Source organism: Thermosulfurimonas dismutans, from assembly GCF_001652585.1.
GTDB lineage: Bacteria > Desulfobacterota > Thermodesulfobacteria > Thermodesulfobacteriales > Thermodesulfobacteriaceae > Thermosulfurimonas > Thermosulfurimonas dismutans.
The window spans coordinates 1-23,344 of record NZ_LWLG01000002.1 but is presented as its reverse complement, the minus strand read 5'-3'; the positions used below and the strand labels follow the sequence as shown (position 1 = coordinate 23,344).

Sequence of the window (23,344 nt, the reverse complement as noted above, 5' to 3'; positions counted from 1 at the left end):
GGCTAACTCCTCCTTTCTCTAGCTTTTTGAACAGCTCGTATAAATCCCTCTCGTGAGCGTTCAATAATACTCTCGTCTACGCAGAAGGCCAGCCTTATATGTCCGGGGCCGCCAAAGCCGCGTCCTGGCACGGCCAGGATCAACTCTTCCTGAAGAAGCTTGCAGAATTCGACATCATCGATGGGGGTTTTCGGAAAGAGATAGAAGGCCCCCTCGGGTTTTACATACTCCAGACCGGCCTCATCCAGGATCTCGCAGAAGAGATTCCGACGCCTCTCGTAAATGGAAACATCAACCAGAGCCAAGGCGCATTTGGCCGCGATTCGCTGGGCAAAGGCCGGAGCATTTACAAAACCGAGGATACGGTTGGCCAGGATCAGGGCCGCAAGTATCTCGTTTTTGTTTTCCATATCCGGATGCACGGCCACAAAACCGATCCGCTCTCCGGGAAGGCTCAATTCTTTAGAAAAGCTTGAGACTACGAAGGTGTTTGCGTAATGTCTGAAAACGGAGGGGGTTTTTAGGCCATCAAAGACCAAGTTGCGATAGGGTTCATCCGAGATGAGGTATACAGGGCGACCGAAGGCCTGGCTCTTTTCCCGTAGAAGAGCGGCGAGATCCGCAATATCCTTTTCCGAATAAAGCCTTCCGGTAGGGTTATTGGGTGAATTGATCAGAATAGCCTTGGTTTTTTCGGTTATGGCTTGATCCAGGGCTTCAAAGTCTAGAGAGAAATCCGGTTTAGTAGATACAGGTTTGGGGACTCCCTGGTGATTTTCTACGTAAAATCCGTATTCCACAAAAAAAGGGGCCGGGAAAACCACCTCTTCTCCGGGCTCAAGAAGGGCCTTGAAGATGATATTGAGTCCCCCGGCAGCTCCGCAGGTGAGAATTACTTCCTCGGGGGAGACCTTGAAGTCTTGCTCGCGGGAAACCTTTTCCGCCATAGCCTCACGGGCAAATGGGAAACCGGCGTTGGGCATATAGGCGTGTAGCTCCGGCCGATCCTCCGCGAGGATCTCTTTCAAGGCTTCGGATACTTCCGGCGGAGGAGGAACATCCGGATTGCCCAGGCTGAAATCACAGACTTTGTCCGCACCATGTTGGGCCTTAAGCTTGGCCCCTTCCTCGAACATCTTCCTTATCCAAGAAGCCCGTTCCAGATAGCCTTTTACTTGAGACGCTATCATACCGGTCTACCTCCTGTGTTTCGGTGCTCTTTTACTACAAAAAAGAGAAAAAATAAAGAAGAAAGACCGGCGGAAGAAAAGATCAGGGCCATGATAAGGATTTGATATTTGACTGCCAGAAGCGGTGAGACTCCGGCCAGGATCTGGCCGGTCATCATGCCGGGAATGGAAACCAGGCCGGCGGAAAAGAGATTGTTCAGATAAGGGATGAGAGCGGCCTGATAGGCCTGGCTTCGGGCCTCCTGAGGATTGGCTCCTAGGTTCTGGGCTGCGAAGAACCTCTCAGCCGCAAGACTTACACCATTTAAGGCTGCGGAGAAAGTCATACCGGCTAACGGCAGGATATACCGGGGATACCACCAGGGCGAAAGGGAAAGTACCCCGAAAACCGCAAGTGAAAGACTGCTCCCGGCTCCAAGAAGGATGCTCTTCAGGGCCGTCCAAAAAAGTTGTAGACCACGTTTTTTTAAAGGACCTAAAGCTATCCAGGCCGAGGAGGAGACCATTACGATCATGGCTGCGAGTACCGGATAGGGACTTTCTATTCCGAATACAAACACCAGAAGATACCCCAAAAGGGTTAGCTGAATAGTCATACGTAAAAAGCCGTAAATGACTTTCTTTCCACCGGAAAACCACTTTTCCCGGAAAAAGACGATTAATCCTATAGGGATCCCGAAAAGCAAAAGAGCCCAGGGCGAGAAAATTTTAGGAGTCATCCTAAAGCTTCCAGTACTTTGAGAAAAATTTTCTGGCCTGAGAGACCAGCTCTTGACCTAAGCCGGATGGGGGAGGGGAGGCTTGCGGCTTTTTCGTCCCGGCGAGCACTTTTATGACTTCGGCTATGCTTTCGGAGAGCCCGGTGAGGCTGTAACCTCCTTCCAGGGTAAGGAGTATACGCCCCCCGCAAGTCTCCTCCGCTATCTCTTGGATGATTCCGGCCAGGGCTCCGAAGCCTTCAGTCGAGACCTGCATACCCCCTAAAGGGTCTTCCCGGTAAGGATCAAATCCAGCCGAGATCATTACGATTTCTGGGCGATACTCCAGGGCAATAGGTTTCAGTACTTCTTTAAAAATCAGGAGATACTCCGCATCTCCACAGCCTGCGGGCAAAGGCACGTTTATGGTAAATCCTTCACCCTCACCGTGGCCCACTTCTTCCATCCTGCCGGTACCGGGATAATAGGGAAACTGATGGGTGGAGAAATAAAGGATCTCTGAAGTATGATAAAAGGATCTCTGGGTGCCGTTTCCGTGGTGGAGATCCCAATCTACGATAAGGACGCGGGAGAGTTTGAGGACTTTGATGGCGTAATGCGCAGCCAGGGCTACGTTGTTGAATAGACAAAACCCCATAGCTTGGTCGGTTTCGGCATGATGCCCGGGAGGTCTTACCAGGCAGAAAATCGCTTTATAGTTTTCCTTGAAAATTTCATCCAGAGCCACGAACTGGGCCCCTACGGCGTAAAGGGCGGCCTCAAAGGAATCCTCCGAAGTGGCGGTATCGGGGTCAAGCTGCACAGCCGTCTTGCCGGCGGTGGCGGCTACCCGTTCGTAATGGGATTCGCTGTGATTCCAGAGGATTTCTTCTTTTTTAGCCTTCCGCGGTGAAAGATATTCTGTAAGGGGGGACACGTCTTCTTGGGCAAGCCTTTCTAGTGTCTTAACGAGTCTTTCTGGACGCTCAGGATGATAGGAACCGGGATGGTGTTTTAAAAAGATTTCGTCGTAAACGATGCCTACTTTCATGGACCACCTCCTAAAATGGGAAAGAGTTCTTTTAGTCCTTCTACTATGTATTCCACCGCGATCACAGAAAGGAGTAAACCCATAAGTCTCACTAGAAGATTGGCCCCGGTCTGTCCTAGAAGATGGGCCATCCTTGAGGCCTGAGAGAAGATCAAAAAGGTTAAAATGAAAGTCAAGGCCGAGGCCAGAAAGACCGTAAGTTTTATGCTTAAAGGTTCACCTCCGGCGAGTACGATTACCGTGGTAATGGCTCCGGGACCGGCCAATATGGGTACCGCCAACGGTACCAGGGCCACGTCTTCTTTGGTTCGGCTCTCAGCTTCCTCCGGAGGGGTGCTCTTGGTGCTCCGGGGTTTGGCCTGAAGCATTTGAATAGCGATCAGAAATAAAAGAGCTCCTCCGGCTACCCGAAAGGAACCCATAGAGATTTGAAAAAGGGAGAGAATTTTCTCTCCGAGAAATATAAAGACGGAAAGCACTAAAAAAGCTGCCAGCGAGGCCTTAAACGCCGTCATGATCCTTTCCTTTTCCGTTTCGTCGGCGGTAAGGCTTAAAAATAAGGGAATTCCTCCTACAGGATCAACGATTACAAAAATGGCCACTAAAGTTTTGATAAAAAAACCGGCTTCAATCACGGACCCGCCCTTTAAGGTAGAGAATCCCTCCGGGGATGGCCCCCACAAGGACCGTGGAATAGATCAGAAATCCGAGAAGAAGACCTTTTTCCTGGGGAATGCCTTTTAATCCCAGAAAATAGACCAGGCTGGCCTCCCTTACCCCCAGGCCTCCCAGACTTATCGGCAAGGAGGCCAAGAAACCGGTTACCGGAACAATGACCAGAAAGTCCTTGAAACTTACGAAAAGGTCAAGACCTCTGGCCATGAGCGCAAACTGGAGGACATAAAGTATTTGGACAGAGAAACCATAGGCGAAAAGCCCCAGCGAGGTGGGCCACTTCAAAGGCGAGAGCAGTTTTTTTTCGCGGAAGGTGGCCACCAAAGATACTGCGATACCTCCTAAAATAATGCCCAAAGCGGAAAGCAGGATGAAAACGTAAACTCTGGGAGGGAGAAAATCTCCCCAAAGAGGAAGGGCCCAGAGAAGGATAAAGCACAGCCCGAAAAGCCCGGCCCCTCGATCAAGGATTACGCTGAAGGAACCCTCTTTCAGTCCGAAGCCATCCTTTGCCAGATAGTAACTTCGAATGACGTCCCCTCCCATGAGTCCGGGCAGTAGAGTATTGAAATACATATTTATGAGGTAGAGTCGGGCGAAATAGGGGTAATTTTTGTCAAACCCCAAGGCTCGGCATATATACTGCCAACGACAGACACTCAAGGCCTGAAAGGCGATGTAAACCAGAAATCCTACAAGCCACCACAGGGGAGAGTAAGCTAGGAAGGCCTCCTTTAAGGCTCCAAAATCCGTGCGTTTTAGGAGATAGACGAGGAGCCCGAGGCTTATTAGGAGCCTAAAGACAAAACTTGCCAGCTTTTTCAAGCCACGATCTCCCTTATCAGATATATTTTCCGGCCACTGCTTTCGTAATAGGTCCGTATGATGAGTTCGGCAAGCAGTCCCGTTCCGATGAGATTTATTCCGGTAATAATTAAGAGGACTCCTAATATAAGTAATGGTCGATGCCCGATTTCCTGGCCGTAAAGAATCTTGAGAGCAGAGAGATAAAGTTCGATTAAAAAGCCGGCCGCAAACATAAAACCCCCGGTGAACCCGAAGAGATGCAGTGGCCGGGTGGCAAAACGCTGAAAGAAGAACATAAGTAAGAGGTCGAGAAGTACCCGATAGGTTCGGGAAAGTCCGTATTTACTTTTGCCAAAACGTCTGGGATGGTGTTTGACCGGGATTTCGGTAATGCGCGCTCCCCGAAAGTCAACCAGTACCGGGATGAAACGGTGCAATTCTCCGTAAATAGGGATACCTTGAATGACCTCTCGGCGATAGGCCTTGAGGGTACAGCCGTAGTCGTGAATTTTCACCCCGGTGATCTTACCGATGAGCCAGTTGGCAATCCTGGAAGGAAGTTTTCGGGAAAGGAAAGGATCCTTGCGATCTTTGCGCCATCCAGAAACTACATCATAGCCTTCCTCAAGTTTGGCCAGAAGACGCGGAATATCTTCAGGGTCATTTTGAAGATCGGCGTCCATCATTACCAAAACTTGACCTTTGGCGTGATCTATGCCTGCCGTAAGAGCCGCACTTTGACCGAAGTTCCTCCTTAGGATAATGGCCTTTAGCCAAGGATATCGCCGACTGGCCTCTCTAAGGATATCTGGGGTAGCGTCTCTTGAACCGTCATCCACTATGATAACTTCAGCCGGCTTCCCAATTTTAGGGAGGACCTGCCCAAGTTTTTCCAAAAGAAGAGGGAGGTTTTCTTCTTCATTGTAAGCTGGAATTACTATGGACACATAAGGCTCCATAACTTACACCTTATACCTAGGCCCTGAGGTTAATGCAAGGAAGGTTATTAGGGGCTTGACAAATATTAAATTATTTCTAATTTAATAAAAAATTCAAGGAGGTTTTAGATGAAAAGTTTGAAAGGGACTCGTACTGAAAAGAACCTGCTTACGGCCTTTATAGGAGAATCCCAAGCCAGGAACCGCTATACCTACTTTGCTTCTCAGGCCAAAAAGGAGGGTTATCATCGCATTGCACATATCTTTCTTGAAACGGCTGAGCAGGAGAAGGAGCACGCAAAGAGGCTTTTTAAATTTCTGGAGGGAGGCGAAGTTGAGATTACGGCAAGTTTTCCGGCCGGAAAGATCGGTAACACTATTGATAATTTGAAGGCGGCAGCGGCAGGTGAAAATTACGAACATTCTCAGATGTATCCCGAATTTGCCAAGGTGGCTGAAGAAGAGGGGTTTCCTGAGATTGCGGAAGTTTTAAGGGCTATTGCCGAGGCCGAGAAGTTTCATGAAAAGAGATACCAGGCTTTGCTTGAGAAGCTTGAGAGCGGAACCCTCTTTAAAAGGGACCAAGAGATCGTATGGCGCTGTCGTAATTGCGGCTATATTCACGTGGGCCCTGAAGCTCCGGAAGAGTGTCCGGCCTGTGCCCATCCGCAGGGGTATTTTGAGCCGGTCTGTGAAAACTGGTAAAAGGCTTGACAGGCGTTCGGCTTACGGTTAACTTTGTACCCGTTACGGGTGGGGCCGTAGCTCAGTTGGGAGAGCGCGTGAATGGCATTCACGAGGTCGCGGGTTCAAGTCCCGCCGGCTCCACCAAAGCCCGCCTCACGGGGCGTACCAAGGGTTATTACCTCCGTTCTGCCCTCAAGACGCTGAAAAAGCTCGATCCTAAAGATGTTTGGCGCATCTTCTGAACCATGCGCAGGCGCTCCCCGTAACGCATGTTCGAACGAAAGGGCTAAGTTAAGGAAGTGAGAACCCGAAGCCCTTGGGGAGCTTACGCAGGAGACTTCTTAACTCCCAGACACACTTGACGAAACAATATGAGATTGGCCTCCCCTCCAGAGAGGGTATCGTCTATGTTGATGGTATAATAAAGTGATTAAATCGTTTTACGATGAACAAGAGGATCTTTTCCTGGATAACCTTCGATTGTTACGGCACCCTGATCGACTGGGAAACGGGTATACTAGAGACCATCGCCCCTTTGCTGGAAAGGTCTGGTCTTGAACTAGAGTCCCTTAGCGTTCTGCGGGCTTACGGGAAACTTGAGAGTCGGTTCGAAAGAGAATACCGTCCCTATCGAGAAGTCCTTTGTCTGGTTCTCAAAGGTCTGAGGGAGAGACTGGGGTTTGATCTTCAGCCAGGCGAGGAAGAATTGCTGGTAAAGAGCCTTCCGGAGTGGCCTCCTTTTCCGGAGGTGAACTTTATTCTTCGTGAACTCAAGAATCGGGGCTTCAGGCTTGGCATCATCTCTAACATTGACCGTGACCTCATGGCTGAAACCCTTAAACACTTCGTGGTAGATTTTGACCTGGTGTTGACTGCGGAGGAGGCTCGGACTTACAAGCCGGATCCGAAGATTTTCGAACTGGCCTTTGAAAGGATTGGGGAACCCCGAGAGCGTATTCTCCATGTAGGGCAGAGCCTCTTTCACGATATTGCCCCGGCTAGAAAGCTGGGGCTTAAGACTTGCTGGGTGAAACGTCCCGGACGCGACCCTTATGGGGCCACACCTCCGACTGAAGTCGAAACAGACTTGGTGGTTTCGGACCTTTCGGGATTGCTTGCTCTACCATTGTGAGAAGATATCTCCTTAAGAGATGCCCACAGTGGAGGGAAGACCTTTACTCTTTAAAGAACTCATCGTCGGGGCCGAGAGATTCATCCTTTCCAGGAGGAAGGAAACTGGAGGATTCGGATCTACCCCTAGACTTCCGGCCACGGTAGAAGACACCTATTTTGCCCTTGCAGGTTTAAAAACTTGCGGGGGATTAAGATCCGATGTTCGGACTTTAAATTTCCTTCTCGAGCAAGATTTCCGGCGAATGTCGCCGGAAGTTAAGGTAAAGTGGCTCAAAAGCCTCCTTTGGCTCGGAGGAAGTCCTCCTGGAGATTTCAAAAGTCAAATAAAAAAGTGCCTCAAGCGTCCTCCCCAAAGACTTTCTGCGCTGGCCGCCCTTGCGGAAATAGAAAGACTGCTGGGGGCGGAACCAGGGGAACTTTTGAGTTTGAGAATTTACGTTCGAAGGCTGACCTTTCGGACCTTAAGAGATCTCTATTATCTCTTCAAAATCTTAGAAGAGGATACCTTTTCCGCAGAAGTTTGTAATACTATTATCGGATCTCAAAACCCGGATGGCGGTTTTGGATTTTTTCAGGGCACTACCTCATATCTAGAGAATACCTATTTTGCCTGTCGTCTGATGAAGGCCCTGGGACTAAGGCCACGAGATCCCGAAGGGCTCAAGTTTTTCGTCCTCAACACCCACCGAAAGGACGGAGGCTTTGCTCGGGCCCCTGGAGGGGTCTCCTTTCTTGAAACCACTTATTATGGCCTCTGGATACTGCTTCGCTTCCCTACTCTCCTATCTTAGGAATGGTTCCTTTCTCGCGGGCATATTCGTACTGGCGACGCATGAACCAAGCCCCGAAGGAGAGATAGGCGAGGTTAAGCCCCGTGGCCCAGATAAGGTGTCTCAAGGGGATGGTGCCATTTTCGATTACGGCCCGCATGCCCTCAAAGACATGGGCCGAGGGAGTAAACCAAGCTAGATCCCGGATAATGGGCGGAAGCACCGAAAGCGGATAGAAAACTGCCGAGAGCGGCAGAAACACGAAGGCCAAAGCCCAGGCCAGGATCTCGGCTTCCTGCCCGAAACGGAAGATAAAGCCTATGGTCACAAAACCTATGGCCCAACCAAGGGCCAAAAGATTCACCACGAAAGGTATGAGGCTTACCCCGAGCTTAAAGATGTTGAAGCCGTAAAAGAGACCCGCAAGCGAGGCCATGATGGTGAAGGCTAAAGAGACCTTGATTAGGCTTACGGTGATAAGACCGAGCATGTATTCCGTAAGGGTTAAAGGGGCCACCATAAGGTTGAGGAGATTACGGGACCAGATGTCCTCAAGGAAGGATACCGAGACCGCAATCTGGGAACGGTAGAGGATGTGCCAGAGGATGAGGGCCCCCAGGAAGAAGGAAACAAAACGGGGAAGATGGAGGGTTCCCCGTTCAAGGTAAAGGGTAAGAAAACCCCAGAGAAGGATGTCCATGGTGGGCCAGTAGAAGAGATCCAGGATTCGGCTGAAGCTCCGTCGATAGAGAAAGACCTGTCTGGCCACTACTCCGAGAATCCTTTTAGCCCTCAACATTCTCGGCCTCCCAAAGATCTAGGGCCTTGAAGAAGGCTTCCTCAAGATTCTTAGCCCCAAAACGGCGGCAGAGTTCCTGCGGTGGGCCCTCGGCGAGGATCTGACCTTTATTGAGGAGGATCACACGATCCGAGAGTTCTTCCATTTCGTGTAGATTGTGGGAGGTGAAGATGACCGCAAGGCCCTTTTCTCTTTGATAAGCCTTGATTAATTTGCGGACCCTTTCGGCTATCTCCGGGTCAAGTCCGGCGGTAGGTTCGTCAAGGAGCAGCACCTCTGGATCGTTCATCAGGGCCTTGGCCAGACATAGACGCATCATCTGACCTGAGGAGAGATGACGGGTCTTCTGATTCCGCATTTCCCACAGTCCGAAAAGCTTGAGCAACCGCTCGGCTCGGGCCTTTATTTCCGAAACCCCGTAAAGCAGACCGTAAACCACAAGATTCTCAAAGACGGTAAGGGATAAGGGGAGTCCTACATAGTTTGAGGCGAAATTAATCCTGGAAAGGATATAGACCTGGTGTTTTTCGAGCTCGAGACCGAAAAACCGGATTTCTCCCTTCGTGGGGGTGATCAGGCCGAGAAGGCAGTTGAGGAGCGTGGTCTTTCCGGCTCCATTTGGGCCGATGATTCCCAGAAATTCTCTCCGTGAAAGGACAAAATTTACCCCTGAAAGGGCCCTGTGGCCTCCGAAATCCTTGACCAGGTTCCGGACCTCAAGCACGGTTTCCATGAGGGGGACTTAAACTTTAATGGAAATGGTCCTCGGATGGCAAGAGTCAAATTAATTCCACCGGTGTGAGGATCTTGGATGAGGCTCTGGACCCCTTAGTCTGGTCATCTGGACAGTTTTCTACTTGAGTTCCGAGTCAAGAGGGGGCACTATGGACACACCATAATCGGTCTTCTATGTGAGCCCTTAGGGAGATCGGCGGAGGACGAGGAGGCGGTGTTTGCCGTAAAGGCGGCCGATTTCGTCGCGCCAGGGAGTCTCCACGGCCGCGATGAGATGGCCGTCGGGAGAGACTGCCAGATGGAAGAAACAGGTCCCGGCGGTGGGAAAATAACCCACCAATTTGGAAAGGCCGCCCCCTTCCTTTTTGAGGTCGAAGACCAGCACGCCAAACTGGCGTACCCGTAAAGCCTCTTTGCGGAAGGCTCCGGTGCATACCGCAAGGGTGCGTCCGGTGGCGTCGGAAGAAAGTCCCTGGAGCTTTACGGGTGAGGTGAAGCGCCAGAGGATGGCCCCTGTTTTGGGGTCTACGGCAAAAAGGGTGCGCGCTGCAGGGTGCGGTCCGGCCGGCCGATCTACGGCCAGAGGCAGACCGTAGGGCAGAGTGCTTTCACCGGAGACCACATAGATGAGGCCATCCGGCCCGAAGAGACCATACCCCAGGGAGGCCGAAACCGGAAACCCCCCCAGGATGATCGGAGTGGCCAGGGTGAGGAGGCGGTGGAGGCTCTTCTTCTCTAGGTCAAAGACAAAAAGCCTTCCATCGGTGGTGCCGAGTATAGCGAAGCGTCCATCTCGAGAAACGGCCACCGATTCCCAGGCCGAAACCCGGTCGAAGTAAGGTTTCAAGGGCGAAAGCGTGAAATGAAAGAGCTTTCTTCCGGTTCTTCCATCAAGGGCCACGAAGCTCTGAGGTGGTGGTCCTTTTAAGGAGAGATCTTCCTTATATTCCGAAGGAAGAAGGGCCACCAAGGCCACCCTTTTTCCGGAAGGATCGGAGTCCGCGTAGATGATATTTACCGGGGCCGGACCGTCTGAGGGATAGGCCCAGCGTATCTTCCCTTTAGGGCTTAAGCGATAAAGGCGCGAAAGCCTGCGCCAAATCCGGAGCTTTCGGTCGTACCAAGAGTGGATGCCCAGCACGAGAAGATCGCCGTCCCGTAAGATTTTCAGCCGGTATATGCCGGGAAGCCGGTAAATACCGTAGAGATCCCCTGGGAGAGGAGGCTCCCCCCGCAGGAGGTCCCCGGCGGTGCGGAAACACCAGAGGGTTTTACCGGAAGGAAGCTCAAGGGCACACACCGCGCCCTCTGGGCTCTGCTCTCCGTAGTAGAGGCGCTTTGCGTCTGGAGAAAAGGCCACTCGTTTCACCATGGCCTCGGGTATCTTCTTCCGGAGAACAAGTTTTCCGGTGAGACTTTCAAAGACCAAAAGGTCCCCCTTCAAGGTGCCCACCGCCAGGAGGCGTCCGTCCGGAGAAAACCGTACGAAGGAATCCGGGGTATGGCCGGCCCGCACATGAAAGGAGATGTCGCCCAGGGGGTGTTCCCAAAGAAGGTTCAGCCCAAAGGCCCGAAACCGTTCGGCGAAACTCATACGAGGTAGCAAGAATAGAGCCAGGATCACAATCTTGACGAGGAACCTTCTGAGAGCTTTCCAGAGAACGCTTTTGCGGCTATCCTGATGGGCGTTATGAGGATTGAGGTGCTGGCCTCCGAGAGCCTCGGGGTGCGCTCTATGGCGGTGGAGGTGGAGGCCTGCGGAACGAAGATCCTCATAGACCCCGGAGCAGCTCTCGGTCCGAAGCGCTACGGCCTTCCCCCGGACGAGATCGAGATTGCGAGGCTGGCCGAACTCCGGGAGCTTATTCGGAAAAGACTCCGGACAGCAGAGATCGTTTTCATCACCCACTACCATTTCGACCACTACAGCCCGGACTGGGCGGGAGATCTTCAGGGAAAACTCCTCTTCATCAAGGATCCAGTGCGGAACATCAATCGCAATCAGGCCCGGCGAGCCGGGGAGTTTATTGAGAGACTTATCCGGGCCGGAGTCCGCTGGGAGGTAGCTGAGGGACGGCGAATTGAGCTTCTCGGGGGAGAAATCGTAGTTTCCGGACCGCTCTGGCATGGACCGGAGGCCCGTTTCGGCTGCGTGGTCTCGGTGGCGGTGCGGGAAGGCGGGACGACCTTCCTTCACTCCTCGGATGTTTCCGGCCCGGTACTGGAAGAGGCCGTGGATTTCATTTTGACTCAAAGACCAGATATCCTTTTCGTGGACGGTCCATCTACCTACTTGGGGCCGCGCTTTGGTCTCAAGGCCCTGGAAGTAGCCCGGGCGAACCTTCTTCGCATTCTCCGTGAGGTTTCCCCGAGAAACCTTATCCTTGACCATCATCTCCTCCGGGACCTTTACTGGCGGCGTTGGGCTGAGCCCCTTTTTGAGGCTGCTGAAGGCCGCGGCGTCCAGGTAGTCTCCGGGGCGGAATTTTCCGGAAAGCCGGAGACCCTTCTTGAAGCCGAAAGAAAAAGGCGCAAGCTCCGAAAATAAAGTTTTAAAGAAAGTTGCGCACCAGGGCATAGAGCGGACGCAGGCTTTCAACATAAAGGACCTCCTGGAGATAAAGCCAAAACAAAACCTTGAGAACGAACACCCCTAAACCCAACAACAAAAGGAGTACGGTCAAGATCTTTTCAGGCCTGGGCCAGGGGGAAAGAAAGAGCCTCCTTGAGGGAGACAACGGATCAAAGCCCCTGGTGAGAAGGGCGTCGGCCAAGGAGCGCGAATGCCTCACCGCTTGGGAAAGCAGCGGGTAGATTACTGAAAGCTCTACCTTGATCGTGTAGAGGATTCCCCGTTTCAAGGGCCGGTAACCTTTTAAACGCAGGGCTTTCCTTATCAGTCTGAGGTCCTCAGCTACCGTGGGTAGAAACCTCACGGCCGAGACCGCCATAAGCGTTAGTCCTCTAGGAAGCGGAAGGGCCGAGACCGCTCGGAAGAAGGCCTCCTGCGGGGTTGAAGTCACGAGATAGAGGCCGGCCGAAAGGGCGGCCACCAGACGCAGGGACTGGATCAACCCGTAAAGGAAACCCTCTTTTATGAAACACAAACCAGCGAAGTGTTCTCCCGGGGGTATCAGGCAGAAGAGCACCGTGCGCGGATACTCCTGATAAAAGAGTCCCTGGCTCACCATGATCCCCCAGACGGTAGTCACTGTAAGTAAGAGGTAGGTCTTAAGGATCTGTCGCCCGGGTCTTGAGAGCAGGAGAAGGACAAGGGCTAGGCTGGTCAGGACCGCAAGGGAGAGGGGTCGGTCCAAGATCACCGAGAGTCCGGAGACCAGAAACGAGACTCCGAACTTGGTATAGGGGTGAAGTTTTCTGGTGTTCATTTGTTGACCTCCCTGATCTCCCCATCTTCGAAGCGCAGCACGCGCGTAGCCAGTACCCGGGCCACCTCCTCGTCGTGGGTGGAGAAGATCACGAGATCCGCCGAGAGCGTAGCGAGCAGGCGGGCGGTGTTCCGAGGATCTTGGGCAGTGGTGGGTTCGTCGAGAAGCAAGATGCGGGGATGGCCGGTGATAACCGAGCCCAGGGCTACCCGCAGACGTTGACCCCGGGAAAGGGCAAAGGGAACCCTATCAAGGAAATCGGAAAGGGCCAGCTTTTCAGCTACCAATTTAACCCGACGCTGGATTTCTTTTTCGGAAAGCCCTAGGTTTTCCGGGGTAAAGGCTAGCTCCGCGTATACGCTTTCTCTTATGAGCATGAGATCCGGATCCTGAAGGAGAAGCCCCACGAGAAGGCTTCCGGTTGGGGCTTTAGTTCGGATCTCTATCCGACCGGCGGTGGGCTCTAGGAGCCCGGCCAAAAGATGTAGAAAAGTAGTTTTACCGCAGCCGTTGGGCCCTAAAAGGGCCACCCTTTCTCCGGCACGAAAGTCAAGGGTAATCCCCCGGAAGACCTCGGATTTTCCGGGACGGGCAAAAGCCAGATCCCGCAGGCTTATCAGCACTTCTCCGGGGCGGGCTCGGGGCAAAAGAGGAAATTTTCGGGCCGGGGGGCGGAAATCTTTACTCGGTCCACAGAAGGCCACGCGTCCACCTTCGAGAAAACATACCCGATCGGCAAAGCCGAGGGCCAGGTCTAACCGGTGTTCGGCAAGGATCACCGTGAGGCCATTGTTCGCTAAGGTCCGCAGAATGGTCATCACCCTGTGGGCCGTCTGAGGGTCAAGTTGGGCCAGAGGTTCGTCGAGAAGAAGCAACCGGGGTTTCACCGCGAGAGCCGCGGCCAGGGCCACCCGCTGGCGCTCGCCTCCAGAAAGCTCAGAAAGCCTTCGGTCCTCGAAACCAGAAAGATTCACACTTTCCAGGGCCTCGGCCACTCGCTTCCGAATCTCCAGAGGGGAAAACCCCAGGTTCTCAAGTCCGAAGGCCACCTCGGCAAAGACCGTTTCCGCAAGGAGGTGTTCTGCTGGGTTCTGGAAGCCAACCGCTACCTCTGGAAAGATCTCCCCGGGAGCAACCGGCCACTGGCGCCCCAGCACTTCCACTTTCCCGGAGAACTCGCCCCCGGATTCCGCCGGGATGAGACCACATAGCACGGAAAGAAGGGTGCTCTTTCCGGAACCAGTTTCTCCAGCCAAAAGAAACACTTCCCCAGGCCGGACCTCAAAACTTATGCCCTCAAGGGCCGGACCCGTTCCTTCGGGATAGCGATAAGAAAGATTTTTTACCCTGATCGAAGCCTTCCTCATCGCTCCATTCCCAGGAGGTGTTTCCCCATGCGGGCGCCGAGCCAGGCCCCGATGAGGGTGTAAAGGAAGCCCTTTACGAGAAGCGAAAGCCAGAGGTACCAGCCCGGAAAAAAGAGCCGGTAAAAGGTCATGTGAAGGACGAGAGAGGTGAGGGTGTTTATGGCGTCGGCTATCGCCAGGGCCAGGACCGTGCGCCCGCCCCAGGGTCTGCGGTAACCTCGGAAGAGAAACAGGCACGCCTCGATCACAAATAACCTGGCCCCGAGGAAAAAGGGATCCGTAGCCCGCAAGCCTCCGAAAAGCGTAAGGCCCATGAGGTAATGTAGGAGTCCGGAGAGGGTGGCGAACCCCGGCCTCGGCACCAATACCAGCACCGCGGTGAAGACTGCGTAGTGCACCACCTCGGTGACGAGCCCCCCGACCAGAATGTTGAAAGGACCGAGAAAGGCGTAGAGGATGTTCGAGAGGAGCCCCCCGAGGAAGTCCAGCCCGAAGGCCACGGCCCCGGCCAAGGCCACCAGGGAGAGCTCTCGGAGATTGAAGCCGGAAAGGAGCCGGCGAAGACCGAGGAAAATGGCCCCGCTATAAAGGGCCCCAGTGGCCAGGATCATCAAGAGCCCGGCGGCAAGCCACGGGCTCCCGCGGGTGACTCCTATCCGACGCGCCTTAACGAAAAGGGGTTTTTCCTCTCCCAGGGGATAGACCGCCACCCGGGCCACATACTCGCCTGGAGACACGCCCTCCACGTAAATGGGCAGGACCACCTGCGCATTTCCATGTGGGGGAAGATACACCAGGGCCAGGGGTTTTTTAAAGTGCCCGATCATGCCGAAGCGCGGGGGATAAAAACCTGGAACCGGCTTCCCGGTCTTGGGGTCCAGAAAGTCGGCTTTCACCAGGAGGTTGAGCGGGGAGCCGGTGAGATTTTTGAGGACCAAGGTCTGATAGGCAAAGGGGGCGTAGCGGGAAAATCCCTGAGCCTTTATTCCCAAAAGATAACCCAGACGCTCGAAGAGAGGATTCGGAACCACTAGAAGCCCTTCTCGCCTATACCGTAGGCTATAACCTGACTCTTCGGTGGGCACTCGCCAAGAGACGAGTTTGACCTTGCCTTTGAGATCAAAGACCATTCGTTTGAAGAGCAGGGAAAGACGCCTTTTCCCAGTGATCAGCGTGATCCTACGTGGAACCTCGGGTGCGAGGCAGATCCGGTGGTGAAAAAGGTGCCGATCGAATTCTCCGGAAAGGACAAGGGTTTTCTCGAAGGTTGGAATACGCACCGGAAGTTCAGAAACAAAGGAAGTTATCAGGAAGCCCACCTCCGGGCAGGGGTCTTTTGAGAGGATGACGAACTCCTCGGGCTTAATGGGACCCGTCTCAAAGATCAAAAATCGTCTTCCCGGGCTTCCAAGAGGGGCAAAGACCTCGATTTCGGCTAGGGGCCGTGAATCAGGGCTTTGAAGCCGTAAAGAGAAACTTCCTGCCACAAGGTGGTAGGTTTCACGCGGCTGCCAGGGAAAAATTAGGAGGAGATCCCGGCTAGGAAGCGGAGGATATGCTAGAAGGAGCTTTCCCGAAGTATCGTATAGCTTAACCGGAGTCTTTTCGGGAAGTCCTGAAATTTCCAAGCCCATTGGGCCAAAGACAACCTGTGGTTGGGACTCCGGCCTCTTTCGGCAGGCCCCTAACCCTAAAACCATAAGGAGAGCCAGCCCTACGACAAAGCAGCCCCTTATTGAGAGGTGACCAATTCGTTTCATCCAGGGATCACGCCTACGGCCTGCCCCAGAGGATGGTGCCACTTGGCGGTAAATCCTAGAGCCAGGGCCGCAAGGAGGAGTTTTTTCGGGTCCGCTTTGTGCTGGGCAAGCTCCTTAAGGTATCGGCCAAAATCTCCTCGCCGCTGAGAAAGGGCACAGGCGATAAGGGCCGCCTGGTCCAGGAGGACCTCACCGGCTATCTCGGACGGTATCACGCCGTAGCACACCTGGTCCCAGAGGTGAAGATAGGCCATGAGGTGAGAGACTAGTCCGAGGTCTCCGAAAACCGGACGCACATTGCGAACGAGCCACTCGTAGACCGGAGACGGAAGGTAATCCTTGAGGGCCGCAAGCAAGGCCTCTTCATTCAGGCCATAGCGCTCGAGAAGACGCGGGGCGTAGCGTATGAGGTCAGGGGTAAGTTTGTTCTGAAGGGCCAGGGCTTGAAAAAGGGCCTCGCGCACAGAAAGGGCGATCAGTTCTCCGAGTTTCACATGTTTTCCTGCACCGGAAAGGGGGCGTCTTCCGGACTCAAGGGCCGCCACTGCGATCTGATCCGTGCCGGTACCTGTGGCCCGGCCACAGGAGTAACGCGAAGGCACATGTAGCTCCTCGAGTACCGTGACCTTGGCTTCAGTGGCCATTTTGACCGCGCGCACCAGGGCCCCGGGAGTAAGGGCGTGGTTCACAAAAACCATGAGCACGATGGTTCCACGTCGATCGCAGGCCGGGGCCTTATTTAAGGAAGATTCGTCGGAAATCTTTATGAAACGTCCATCCTCTTCATAGAAGGAGGCCGGGTCCCCGGCCCTTCCGGCGTTGGTCTCCACCCCGGCAGTGGCCGCACAGAAGACGGTAAGGCCCCGAAAGGTCTTCCGCGCGAAGCCCGCTAGAGCCATGTTGGCCGCCGTGCCAAGGAGGGCGGTTTCCTCCGGAGACAGTCCGTGATATTCGCAGATTAGACGGTGATAGCGCTTAGGCTCACGGCTGGCCAGACAGGCCCCGTGCCCGCATTCGGGATGGGGTTTGGGCTCGCAGGCCTGATGATTGGCTACGAACCTGAGGCCGCTCCTAAGACCGCCGTTTACCCGGCAGGTGGAGATCACGGTATGGGGCTTTAAGAATTCCCCGAAGAGGATCCTTTCCCCGCGCTTTATCACCAGTCCTTCGTAGGGTTTGATTACTTCGATCATTCAAGCTCCCTTTCCATCTCTAGCACCAGGTCCTTTAGGCGATTAAGGACTTCAGGATCAGGGTTCTGCCAGAGGCCGCGGTTTGCGGCCTCAAGGAGCCTTTCGGCGATGTTAAGAAGAGCCGCTGGATTATGTTTTCGGAAGAAGCGCTGCATTCCGGGATCCAGGGCGTAGGTTCGGGCCAACTCCTCGTACATGCGGTCCGAGACCACATCGCTGGTGGCGTCCCACTGGAAGATGAGGTCCACCACCCGGGAGAGGTCACCCGCGCCCTTGAAGCCGTGCTGTTTCAGGCCTTCGATCCAGCGGGGGTTCAAAACCTTGATCCGGAAAAGAAAGCGCATTTCCTCCTCGGTGGTGCGTACCACCGGGCGCTCCGGGTCGGCGGTGCTTGCGGAGTAAGAAACCGGTTTGCGACCAGAGAGAGCTTCCACCGTGGCATTTAGGCCTCCATGATAGGCGTTGAAGCAATCACAGGAAAGGATGTCAATCTCCCGAGTATCCTCGTTCTTGTAAGTGACCTCTGTGCGGGAGAGCACTCCGCGGAGGGCCTCCCTGGCTTCGGCTCCGTAAGCCCCTTCTCCGTAAGCGTGGCCCATAGTGGAAAGGAAAACCTCGGCAAGATCCCGCCGACTCTTCCAGGCTCCGGCGTCAAGCACCGTCTCCACCCCGGTGCCGTAAGCCCCCGGAGGTTCGGAAAAAACCCGAAATAGGGCAAGTCTGCGAGCTCTTTCCGGGGAAAGTCCTTGGGAGCAAAGTTCTTCAAGATCTCTTTTAAGGGCCTCCACCAAGGGGTTCATCTCCGGGGGTTCCGGCATAGCAGCCACCTCGGCCACTGCGCGGTCGAAGAGCTCCATCAAGTTCCGAAAGGCGTCCCGGAAAAACCCGCTCACCGTAAGACAGACGTCCACCCTGGGCCGGCCGAGCTCGGAAAGCGGCACCACCTCCACCCCGGAGATCCGTCCGTCGTTTTTCCAGCGGGGGCGAACCCCGAGGAGCCAGAGGGCACAGGCGAAATCTTCGCCCCGGGTACGCATGGTGGGTGAGCCCCAGAGCACCATGGCGAGTGTTCGGGGCACCCGGCCATGGTCCCGCCGATGTCTTTCTAGCAGGGCCTCGGCCTGGCGCACCCCTCGCTCCCAGGCTGTGCGGGTCGGGATCCTTAGAGGATCCACGGAGAAAAAATTGCGTCCGGTGGGTAGCACCTCCACCGCTCCCCTCGTGGGTGCCCCCGAGGGCCCCGGGGGCACGAAGCCCCCGGAAAGCCCATTTACCAGATGCGCCATCTCCTGCGGGATCCCCGAGAGACGCCCCCTCACCTCTTCTCTACTCATTCCGGAATGTTCCAGAATGGCCCGTACGGTTTCCTCCAGGTCTTCACCTTCTGGAACCCTCCCCAACACATGAAGCCCTCGGTTTACATAAGTTCCGGCTACTTCTTCTAGGTAGTCGTGTAGCGCCGAAAGAAATTTCTCCGGATCTCTTTCGGCCTCCTCGGAACCGATTGAAATTTCGCTAAAGATCTCGGTTTCTTTTCCTTTAGCAAGAATCCGTCGCAGGGTTTCCTCGGCCAGGGCCTGGTTTTCCTCCGCAAGCGAGCGGTATTCCTCCAGTAGATCCGCGAGTTCGGCGAGCTCGCCGGAAAGCCCGGCCTGCATCTGCGGTGGGATCATGTGATCTAGAATAGCGGCGTAGCTTCGGCGTTTGGCCCTGTGTGCCTTCCCCGGGATCGTTTACGATGTAGGGATAGAGGTTGGGAAGATCTGCGATGGCAAGCTCTGGAAAACAGCCCTCGGAAAGACCTACGGCTTTCCCCGGAAGCCACTCTAGGGTTCCGTGTTTGCCCACATGGATCACGGCCTGGGCGCCAAATTCCTCCCTGAGCCAGGTGTAAAAAGCCAGATAATGATAGGGCGGCGGGAGGTCCGGACGGTGGATGTCGCCAGCCGAGAGCTTTTCGATCTTTCCCCGCGGGGGCTGAAGTGTGAGAAGCAGGTTTCCATTCCGGATCCCAAAAAAGAGAAATTGTCCTTCCGAGACCAGAAACTTGCCGGGAAAATCTCCCCAGGCCTCTCGAAGTTTTTTCTTTGCTTCTTCCGGAAGCCGTTCGAAATATGGACGAAATCGCTCGACCGGCCACCTGACGAGGGCCCTGGTCAGGAGATCCGTCTCCGAGAGATAGCGGCGGTCGTAAATTTGCCGGGTTCGAAATTCTTGAGCGATCTCTTCGCCTGACTCGTATACTTTTTCAACGGCGTAGTCCTCCTCGGCAAGGCGCCTTACGAGCCGGGCTACGGACTCAAAACTGTCCAGTCCGAAGGCACAGCCCATGCGGTCCTCACGAGGAGGATAATGGTGAAAGACAATGGCTACCCGTTTTTCCCGGTTGGGGACAAGTTTAAGGCGCGCCCAGTTTACGGCGAGCCTCGCAAGCCTGCGCACCCCCTCCGGTATGGTTTTTAGGCGCGGAATGGGGATCCCCAGGATCTCGGAGACCTCTTCCTGATCCCTTCCGGCCACAGGATAGGTGATGAGAGTGCCGTCGAACTCCGGCTGGGCCACGGAAACCGAGACCTCAAGCGGTGAGAGCCCTGCCGGGGATTCCTTCCAGTTTTTGCGCGAAGCAAAACTTACAATCCCCTGAAGCACGGGCACATCGAGGTCAGGATAGATCCTTTCAGTCTCCGGCCAGAGGAGTCGGTGAGAAAAAGGCTGGAGATTGATTAGAGCCTGGATTACGCTGAGGCCTTCCTTTTTGAAGAACTTTTCCACTACCTCGGTCGGCGGAAGCCCCTCGCCTTTGGAGACGAACCTTCGATGGAAGACCGGAAGCGCCCCAGCCGAAAGGCCCTCGATTTCCTGGACGAGATCTTTCACCGGTTCAAGATCCCCGTTTACGAAATAGCCCTGGTAGAACCAGATTCCCACGAGTGGGCGAGGAATTTTTCCAAAGCGCCGCTCTAGGAAGTCGAGATAGGTCTCAAGGTCCGGAAAGAAGCCTCCTTCCGGGTGCCAGATCCCTTCGGTGGGAGACGGAACCGGAGTACCGGCTACGGGCACGTCTTCGCCGAGCTCGGAAAGGAGTTTCAGCAGGAAGTTCTTGAGGTTTTCCGGGCCACCAAGGGTAAGGTAACGGACCCGCTCTCCAAAGGCCTCGTCCTTCGGCCGGGCGTATTTGTCTACTAGCTCAAGATCCGCCGGACTTCCGGAGACCGGTTGCACATGGATGATTTCGCCTTTGAAGCGAGAGACAAGGCCTTCAAGTCCCGGGAGGCTCTCCTCGCCTCCGTGGGGGACAAGTACTAGGGCTGCAGCCTGGGAGGCGAGCTCCTCAAGCTTTTTACGCTCAAGGGTAGCCCTTTCCCGGGTGAAAACTGCAAGCTTAAGGCGTAGGCCTGCGGCCCGAAGCTCAGCTACCGCCCTCTCGAGGGAGGGCAACTCCGTACCGGTTGAAGTATAATATAGGAGGTTTAACATGGTGTTAAAAGGCCTCCTCGGGAAATTTTATTAACTTCCGGCTGATACCAATTATAGGCCTCCATCTAAACGCTCCTTTGTAGCGAAGGGAAAGAAGAAATAGGTTGATTTGGAAAAGCGATGTTAAAAGCCCCCGGAGCAGGGCATGAGACCCCCGCCCCGGGGTAGGAGAGGAAGGGTGGGGCTTGGTGGGGGACTCTTTAATCTTCACGCCTTTAAAAGGTCTTCAGCTTGATACCCGCAAAAAGGTTGAAGCCCGGGGCTCGATAACCAGCGGCCCATTCGTAGTCCACATCAAAGAGATTTTCCGCCCGGAAAAACACTTCAGCATAGTCCGTGACGGCGTAACTCCCGGTGAGGTCCACTCGGCTATAGTCGGCAATCATATGTTTGTGGTCGTAAGCCGGGCGGCGCCCTACGTACTTGTAGTAGAGATTCAAACGTAATTTTTGCCACTCAAAGGAGACCCTGGCCCCTATTTGATGATGCGGCACCAGGGCCAGGTTTTCGGTGTCGTCTTCTTGGCCTTCGGTGTAGGTGTAGTTTAGCCCTAGGGAAAGCCACGAATAGGGCCGACTTTCTATTTCGGTTTCAAGGCCGGTAGCTACTCCGCCTCCAGAATTGTAGTAATGCCAGGTGGCATAGTTGAAGCTTATGCGTTCCTCATAGTGGGTGTTGAACCAGGTGACCGACCAGCGAAGTTTTCCGCCGAAAAGCTCCTGTTCCACACCTATGTCTCCGCCGGTGCTTTCTTCCGGATCGAGATCCGGATTGCCGTAGCGAGGATCATATAGATTGAAAAGGGAAGGTGCCCGAAAACCGGTGGCTAAATTGGCTTTTATCTTCAAGGTATCCGTAAGGAAGTAAGCCATGCCCACCTTATAGGTGAAGTGCGTGCCAAATTCTTCGTGATCGTCCACGCGAGCCCCTAAGTTCACTGCGAGACGCTCATCCATCGGCAATAGGAAAAGGTTGGCAAAATAAGAGGTAGTCGAAACCTCGTCGTCATACTCCTTGGTTCCCCAGGAAGAGGCATTATAAAAGTCTCCTTTTTCTTTGTAATATTCGATGCCAGCCGAGAGGATTACCCAATCCTTGTAAAAGAAGTCGTTTTGAAAGATCACCGGATAGACTTTTCCGCGATAAAGACCATCCATGTAACTATCGGTCACCGGAGAGCCGTCGGCTCTGTAGGCCAGAACCCCGTCGTCCCGGTCAAGATAGTCTCTTTTAGTGAAATGGTAACCTGCAGTTAATTTGCTGTTCCACCATTTAGTAGGTTTTAAAGTCACCGTAAAATGATTGAGGAAGATGATCTGACGGCGTTCGGCATGAGGATCGTTGTAGGCTCTGAAGCTCTTCCAGTCCCACTGTCCGTAATTGAGATACCCGTAAGCGTAGCGGAGAGTGTAGTCGAGTTTGAGGGTCTTCAGGATCCGGTTTGAGGAGTTAGCAAAGGGAGTGAGATTTAGATTAGTGTCTACGGTGGACTGACGGAATTCGGAATCTCGGTAGAGACCATCAGTGTTCACCCCCGAGATTCCTACGAAATAACCGAGGGGCCCGAGGGAGCCTTTTACATGGCCCGTCCCACGCCAAGTATCGTAGCGACCGTAACCGCCTTTGAAGCGGGCCTCAAAGGGGCCTCCGCCTTTCCGGGGAATGAGGTTTACGGCCCCGGTCATGGCGTTGGACCCATAAAGAGCACTTTGGGGACCACGCACAATTTCTATACGTTCGAAATTTTCGGCATCGAACCAGGACCAGAGATCTCCGAAATCATTGGCGGGATAAGAAGGATCATAGAGACGTACGCCATCAAAAAGCACCGCTGTATCCTGACTTTTTCCTCCTCGAAGCCTCAGATAACCCCACTGTCCCAGCCAGCCGTTGTGTTTGATGGATATGGAAGGATAGGTCTCAAGAGCTTGGTATAGCCCTTGGACTTCCCGCCGGTCTATGTCTTCACGGGAGATGACCGTCACCGAGTCCGGAAGGTGTCGCACATCGGTCTCAACTCGCGTGGCGGTTACCACTACCTCCGCTCCTTCCTCCGCGGAGGTTTGAGCCGTAACCGGCGCGGCAAATCCGAAGACCAGCATGCCCAACAGAAACAGAAGAAAACTTCTCGCCATACGCCTCCCCCCTTCGCAAAGTTTTTTTCGAAGGAGGGAGCTTCGAGGAAATGTTCCCGAGGAGGAGAGGCCTCTGGTCCGCGGCCCAGAGGCACGTTCTCCGACTCGGGAACGGAGCAGTTAGCCTCGAAGCTCCGCTCCCTTTCTCGGCCCCCGGGCCGGTATCCCGGCTTCCGGATCGTCCTACTCGCCGCGCCTTCCCAGGGGGCCTACGGACTACCTACGTCCGTGGCCCACCCAGTGGCCTGTCGCCACAGGGCCCTTTGCGACCCCGCGGCCCACCCGGGAACCCTTCGGGTTCACCCCCTCGAGCGCCCGGGCGAGAGGCCGGGCTGTTAGGCCCGACCTCCAGCGGCTTTCGTCCCCGGTCACGGTTGCGGGCCAGCGCCGGATTCTCACCGGCTTCCCGTTTAACCCCGCCGCCTCGAAAGGGGCGGGGCACCCGGAGACCTTTTTGTCTACTTTTTTATATTCTTATAACTACCTAAATTTTTTAGGTCGTCAAGTTCCCTCTCTTTCAATACTCCCAAACTCCCCGC

The 23,344-nt window shown here is 54.3% G+C and carries 19 protein-coding genes, 1 tRNA gene, 1 pseudogene and 1 riboswitch; of the genes and pseudogenes, 5 read left to right on the top strand and 16 right to left on the bottom strand.

The annotated features are described in order from the left end of the window. Positions 1 to 2 precede the first annotated feature (2 nt). The 6 genes from TDIS_RS02215 to TDIS_RS02190 are packed head-to-tail and all read right to left on the bottom strand — an operon-like array spanning position 3 to position 5,380. Positions 3 to 1,190 carry a pyridoxal phosphate-dependent aminotransferase gene (locus TDIS_RS02215; RefSeq protein WP_068668872.1) on the bottom strand — a complete coding sequence of 396 codons (1,188 nt, stop codon included), beginning with the start codon at positions 1,188 to 1,190 and terminating at the stop codon, positions 3 to 5. Further along, the gene (locus TDIS_RS02210; RefSeq protein WP_068668870.1) at positions 1,187 to 1,909 is read right to left on the bottom strand and encodes an ABC transporter permease; all 723 of its coding nucleotides are present in this window, start codon (positions 1,907 to 1,909) and stop codon (positions 1,187 to 1,189) included. The genes TDIS_RS02215 and TDIS_RS02210 overlap by 4 nt, the downstream gene beginning before the upstream one ends. A 1-nt stretch (position 1,910) precedes the next feature. Beyond that, positions 1,911 to 2,939 carry a histone deacetylase family protein gene (locus tag TDIS_RS02205; RefSeq protein WP_068668868.1) on the bottom strand — a complete coding sequence of 343 codons (1,029 nt, stop codon included), beginning with the start codon at positions 2,937 to 2,939 and terminating at the stop codon, positions 1,911 to 1,913. Beyond that, entirely contained in the window at positions 2,936 to 3,574 is a 639-nt protein-coding gene (locus tag TDIS_RS02200; protein WP_161939456.1) for a MarC family protein, read from the bottom strand. The genes TDIS_RS02205 and TDIS_RS02200 overlap by 4 nt, the downstream gene beginning before the upstream one ends. Next, positions 3,567 to 4,439: a lysylphosphatidylglycerol synthase transmembrane domain-containing protein gene (locus tag TDIS_RS02195; RefSeq protein WP_068668866.1), complete on the bottom strand. Its 873-nt coding sequence runs from the start codon at positions 4,437 to 4,439 to the stop codon at positions 3,567 to 3,569. The genes TDIS_RS02200 and TDIS_RS02195 overlap by 8 nt, the downstream gene beginning before the upstream one ends. After that, positions 4,436 to 5,380, bottom strand: a complete 945-nt coding sequence (locus tag TDIS_RS02190) for a glycosyltransferase family 2 protein (RefSeq protein ID WP_068668864.1) — start codon at positions 5,378 to 5,380, stop codon at positions 4,436 to 4,438. Before TDIS_RS02190 ends, TDIS_RS02195 begins: the two co-directional genes overlap by 4 nt. A 108-nt stretch (positions 5,381 to 5,488) precedes the next feature. On the opposite strand from TDIS_RS02190, the gene rbr reads away from it, so the two are divergent. From rbr to TDIS_RS02170, 4 genes are all read left to right on the top strand, one after another. After that, positions 5,489 to 6,064 (top strand): rubrerythrin, encoded by a 576-nt coding sequence (gene rbr / locus TDIS_RS02185; protein ID WP_068668862.1) that lies wholly within the window; start codon positions 5,489 to 5,491, stop codon positions 6,062 to 6,064. A 50-nt stretch (positions 6,065 to 6,114) separates the two neighbouring features. Further along, positions 6,115 to 6,190 (top strand) — tRNA-Ala (locus tag TDIS_RS02180). Positions 6,191 to 6,491: 301 nt separating this feature from the next. Further along, positions 6,492 to 7,178: a haloacid dehalogenase type II gene (locus TDIS_RS02175; protein WP_068668860.1), complete on the top strand. Its 687-nt coding sequence runs from the start codon at positions 6,492 to 6,494 to the stop codon at positions 7,176 to 7,178. Positions 7,179 to 7,197: 19 nt separating this feature from the next. Then, positions 7,198 to 7,971, top strand: a complete 774-nt coding sequence (locus TDIS_RS02170; RefSeq protein WP_068668859.1) for a prenyltransferase/squalene oxidase repeat-containing protein — start codon at positions 7,198 to 7,200, stop codon at positions 7,969 to 7,971. Here TDIS_RS02170 and TDIS_RS02165 read toward each other — a convergent pair. The 3 genes from TDIS_RS02165 to TDIS_RS02155 all read right to left on the bottom strand — a co-directional run bounded on the left by TDIS_RS02165 (position 7,955) and on the right by TDIS_RS02155 (position 11,108). Then, positions 7,955 to 8,749: an ABC transporter permease gene (locus TDIS_RS02165; protein WP_068668857.1), complete on the bottom strand. Its 795-nt coding sequence runs from the start codon at positions 8,747 to 8,749 to the stop codon at positions 7,955 to 7,957. The two genes, TDIS_RS02170 and TDIS_RS02165, sit on opposite strands and share 17 nt — an antisense overlap. Then, complete coding sequence (locus TDIS_RS02160) at positions 8,736 to 9,482, bottom strand: ABC transporter ATP-binding protein (protein WP_068668855.1); 747 nt, start codon at positions 9,480 to 9,482, stop codon at positions 8,736 to 8,738. Before TDIS_RS02160 ends, TDIS_RS02165 begins: the two co-directional genes overlap by 14 nt. A gap of 186 nt (positions 9,483 to 9,668) precedes the next feature. Further along, positions 9,669 to 11,108, bottom strand: coding sequence for a WD40 repeat domain-containing protein (locus tag TDIS_RS02155; protein ID WP_068668853.1), 1,440 nt, complete (start codon positions 11,106 to 11,108; stop codon positions 9,669 to 9,671). A 66-nt stretch (positions 11,109 to 11,174) separates the two neighbouring features. Here TDIS_RS02155 and TDIS_RS02150 point away from each other — a divergent pair, with 66 nt between their 5' ends. Next, positions 11,175 to 12,032 (top strand): MBL fold metallo-hydrolase, encoded by an 858-nt coding sequence (locus TDIS_RS02150; RefSeq protein ID WP_068668851.1) that lies wholly within the window; start codon positions 11,175 to 11,177, stop codon positions 12,030 to 12,032. Positions 12,033 to 12,036: 4 nt separating this feature from the next. Here the strand turns inward: TDIS_RS02150 and TDIS_RS02145 are convergent, their stop codons facing one another. The 7 genes and pseudogenes from TDIS_RS02145 to TDIS_RS02115 all read right to left on the bottom strand — a co-directional run bounded on the left by TDIS_RS02145 (position 12,037) and on the right by TDIS_RS02115 (position 22,805). Further along, a complete protein-coding gene (locus TDIS_RS02145; protein WP_068668849.1) occupies positions 12,037 to 12,873 on the bottom strand; it encodes an energy-coupling factor transporter transmembrane component T family protein in 837 nt (278 codons plus the stop codon). Continuing rightward, positions 12,870 to 14,240 (bottom strand): ABC transporter ATP-binding protein, encoded by a 1,371-nt coding sequence (locus TDIS_RS02140; protein WP_068668847.1) that lies wholly within the window; start codon positions 14,238 to 14,240, stop codon positions 12,870 to 12,872. The genes TDIS_RS02145 and TDIS_RS02140 overlap by 4 nt, the downstream gene beginning before the upstream one ends. Further along, a complete protein-coding gene (locus tag TDIS_RS02135) occupies positions 14,237 to 16,000 on the bottom strand; it encodes a hypothetical protein (protein WP_153303727.1) in 1,764 nt (587 codons plus the stop codon). The genes TDIS_RS02140 and TDIS_RS02135 overlap by 4 nt, the downstream gene beginning before the upstream one ends. Then, entirely contained in the window at positions 15,997 to 17,193 is a 1,197-nt protein-coding gene (locus TDIS_RS02130) for an adenosylcobinamide amidohydrolase (RefSeq protein WP_068668843.1), read from the bottom strand. The genes TDIS_RS02135 and TDIS_RS02130 overlap by 4 nt, the downstream gene beginning before the upstream one ends. Beyond that, positions 17,190 to 18,866: a cobaltochelatase subunit CobN gene (locus TDIS_RS11370; RefSeq protein WP_153303726.1), complete on the bottom strand. Its 1,677-nt coding sequence runs from the start codon at positions 18,864 to 18,866 to the stop codon at positions 17,190 to 17,192. Before TDIS_RS11370 ends, TDIS_RS02130 begins: the two co-directional genes overlap by 4 nt. A gap of 67 nt (positions 18,867 to 18,933) precedes the next feature. Further along, positions 18,934 to 20,670 (bottom strand): annotated as a pseudogene (locus tag TDIS_RS10775) (cobaltochelatase subunit CobN); the annotation flags it as partial. A 215-nt stretch (positions 20,671 to 20,885) separates the two neighbouring features. Next, positions 20,886 to 22,805, bottom strand: a complete 1,920-nt coding sequence (locus TDIS_RS02115) for a TonB-dependent receptor plug domain-containing protein (protein WP_068668839.1) — start codon at positions 22,803 to 22,805, stop codon at positions 20,886 to 20,888. Between the two features lie 139 nt (positions 22,806 to 22,944). Further along, positions 22,945 to 23,266, bottom strand: a riboswitch (cobalamin riboswitch). Positions 23,267 to 23,344 lie beyond the last annotated feature (78 nt).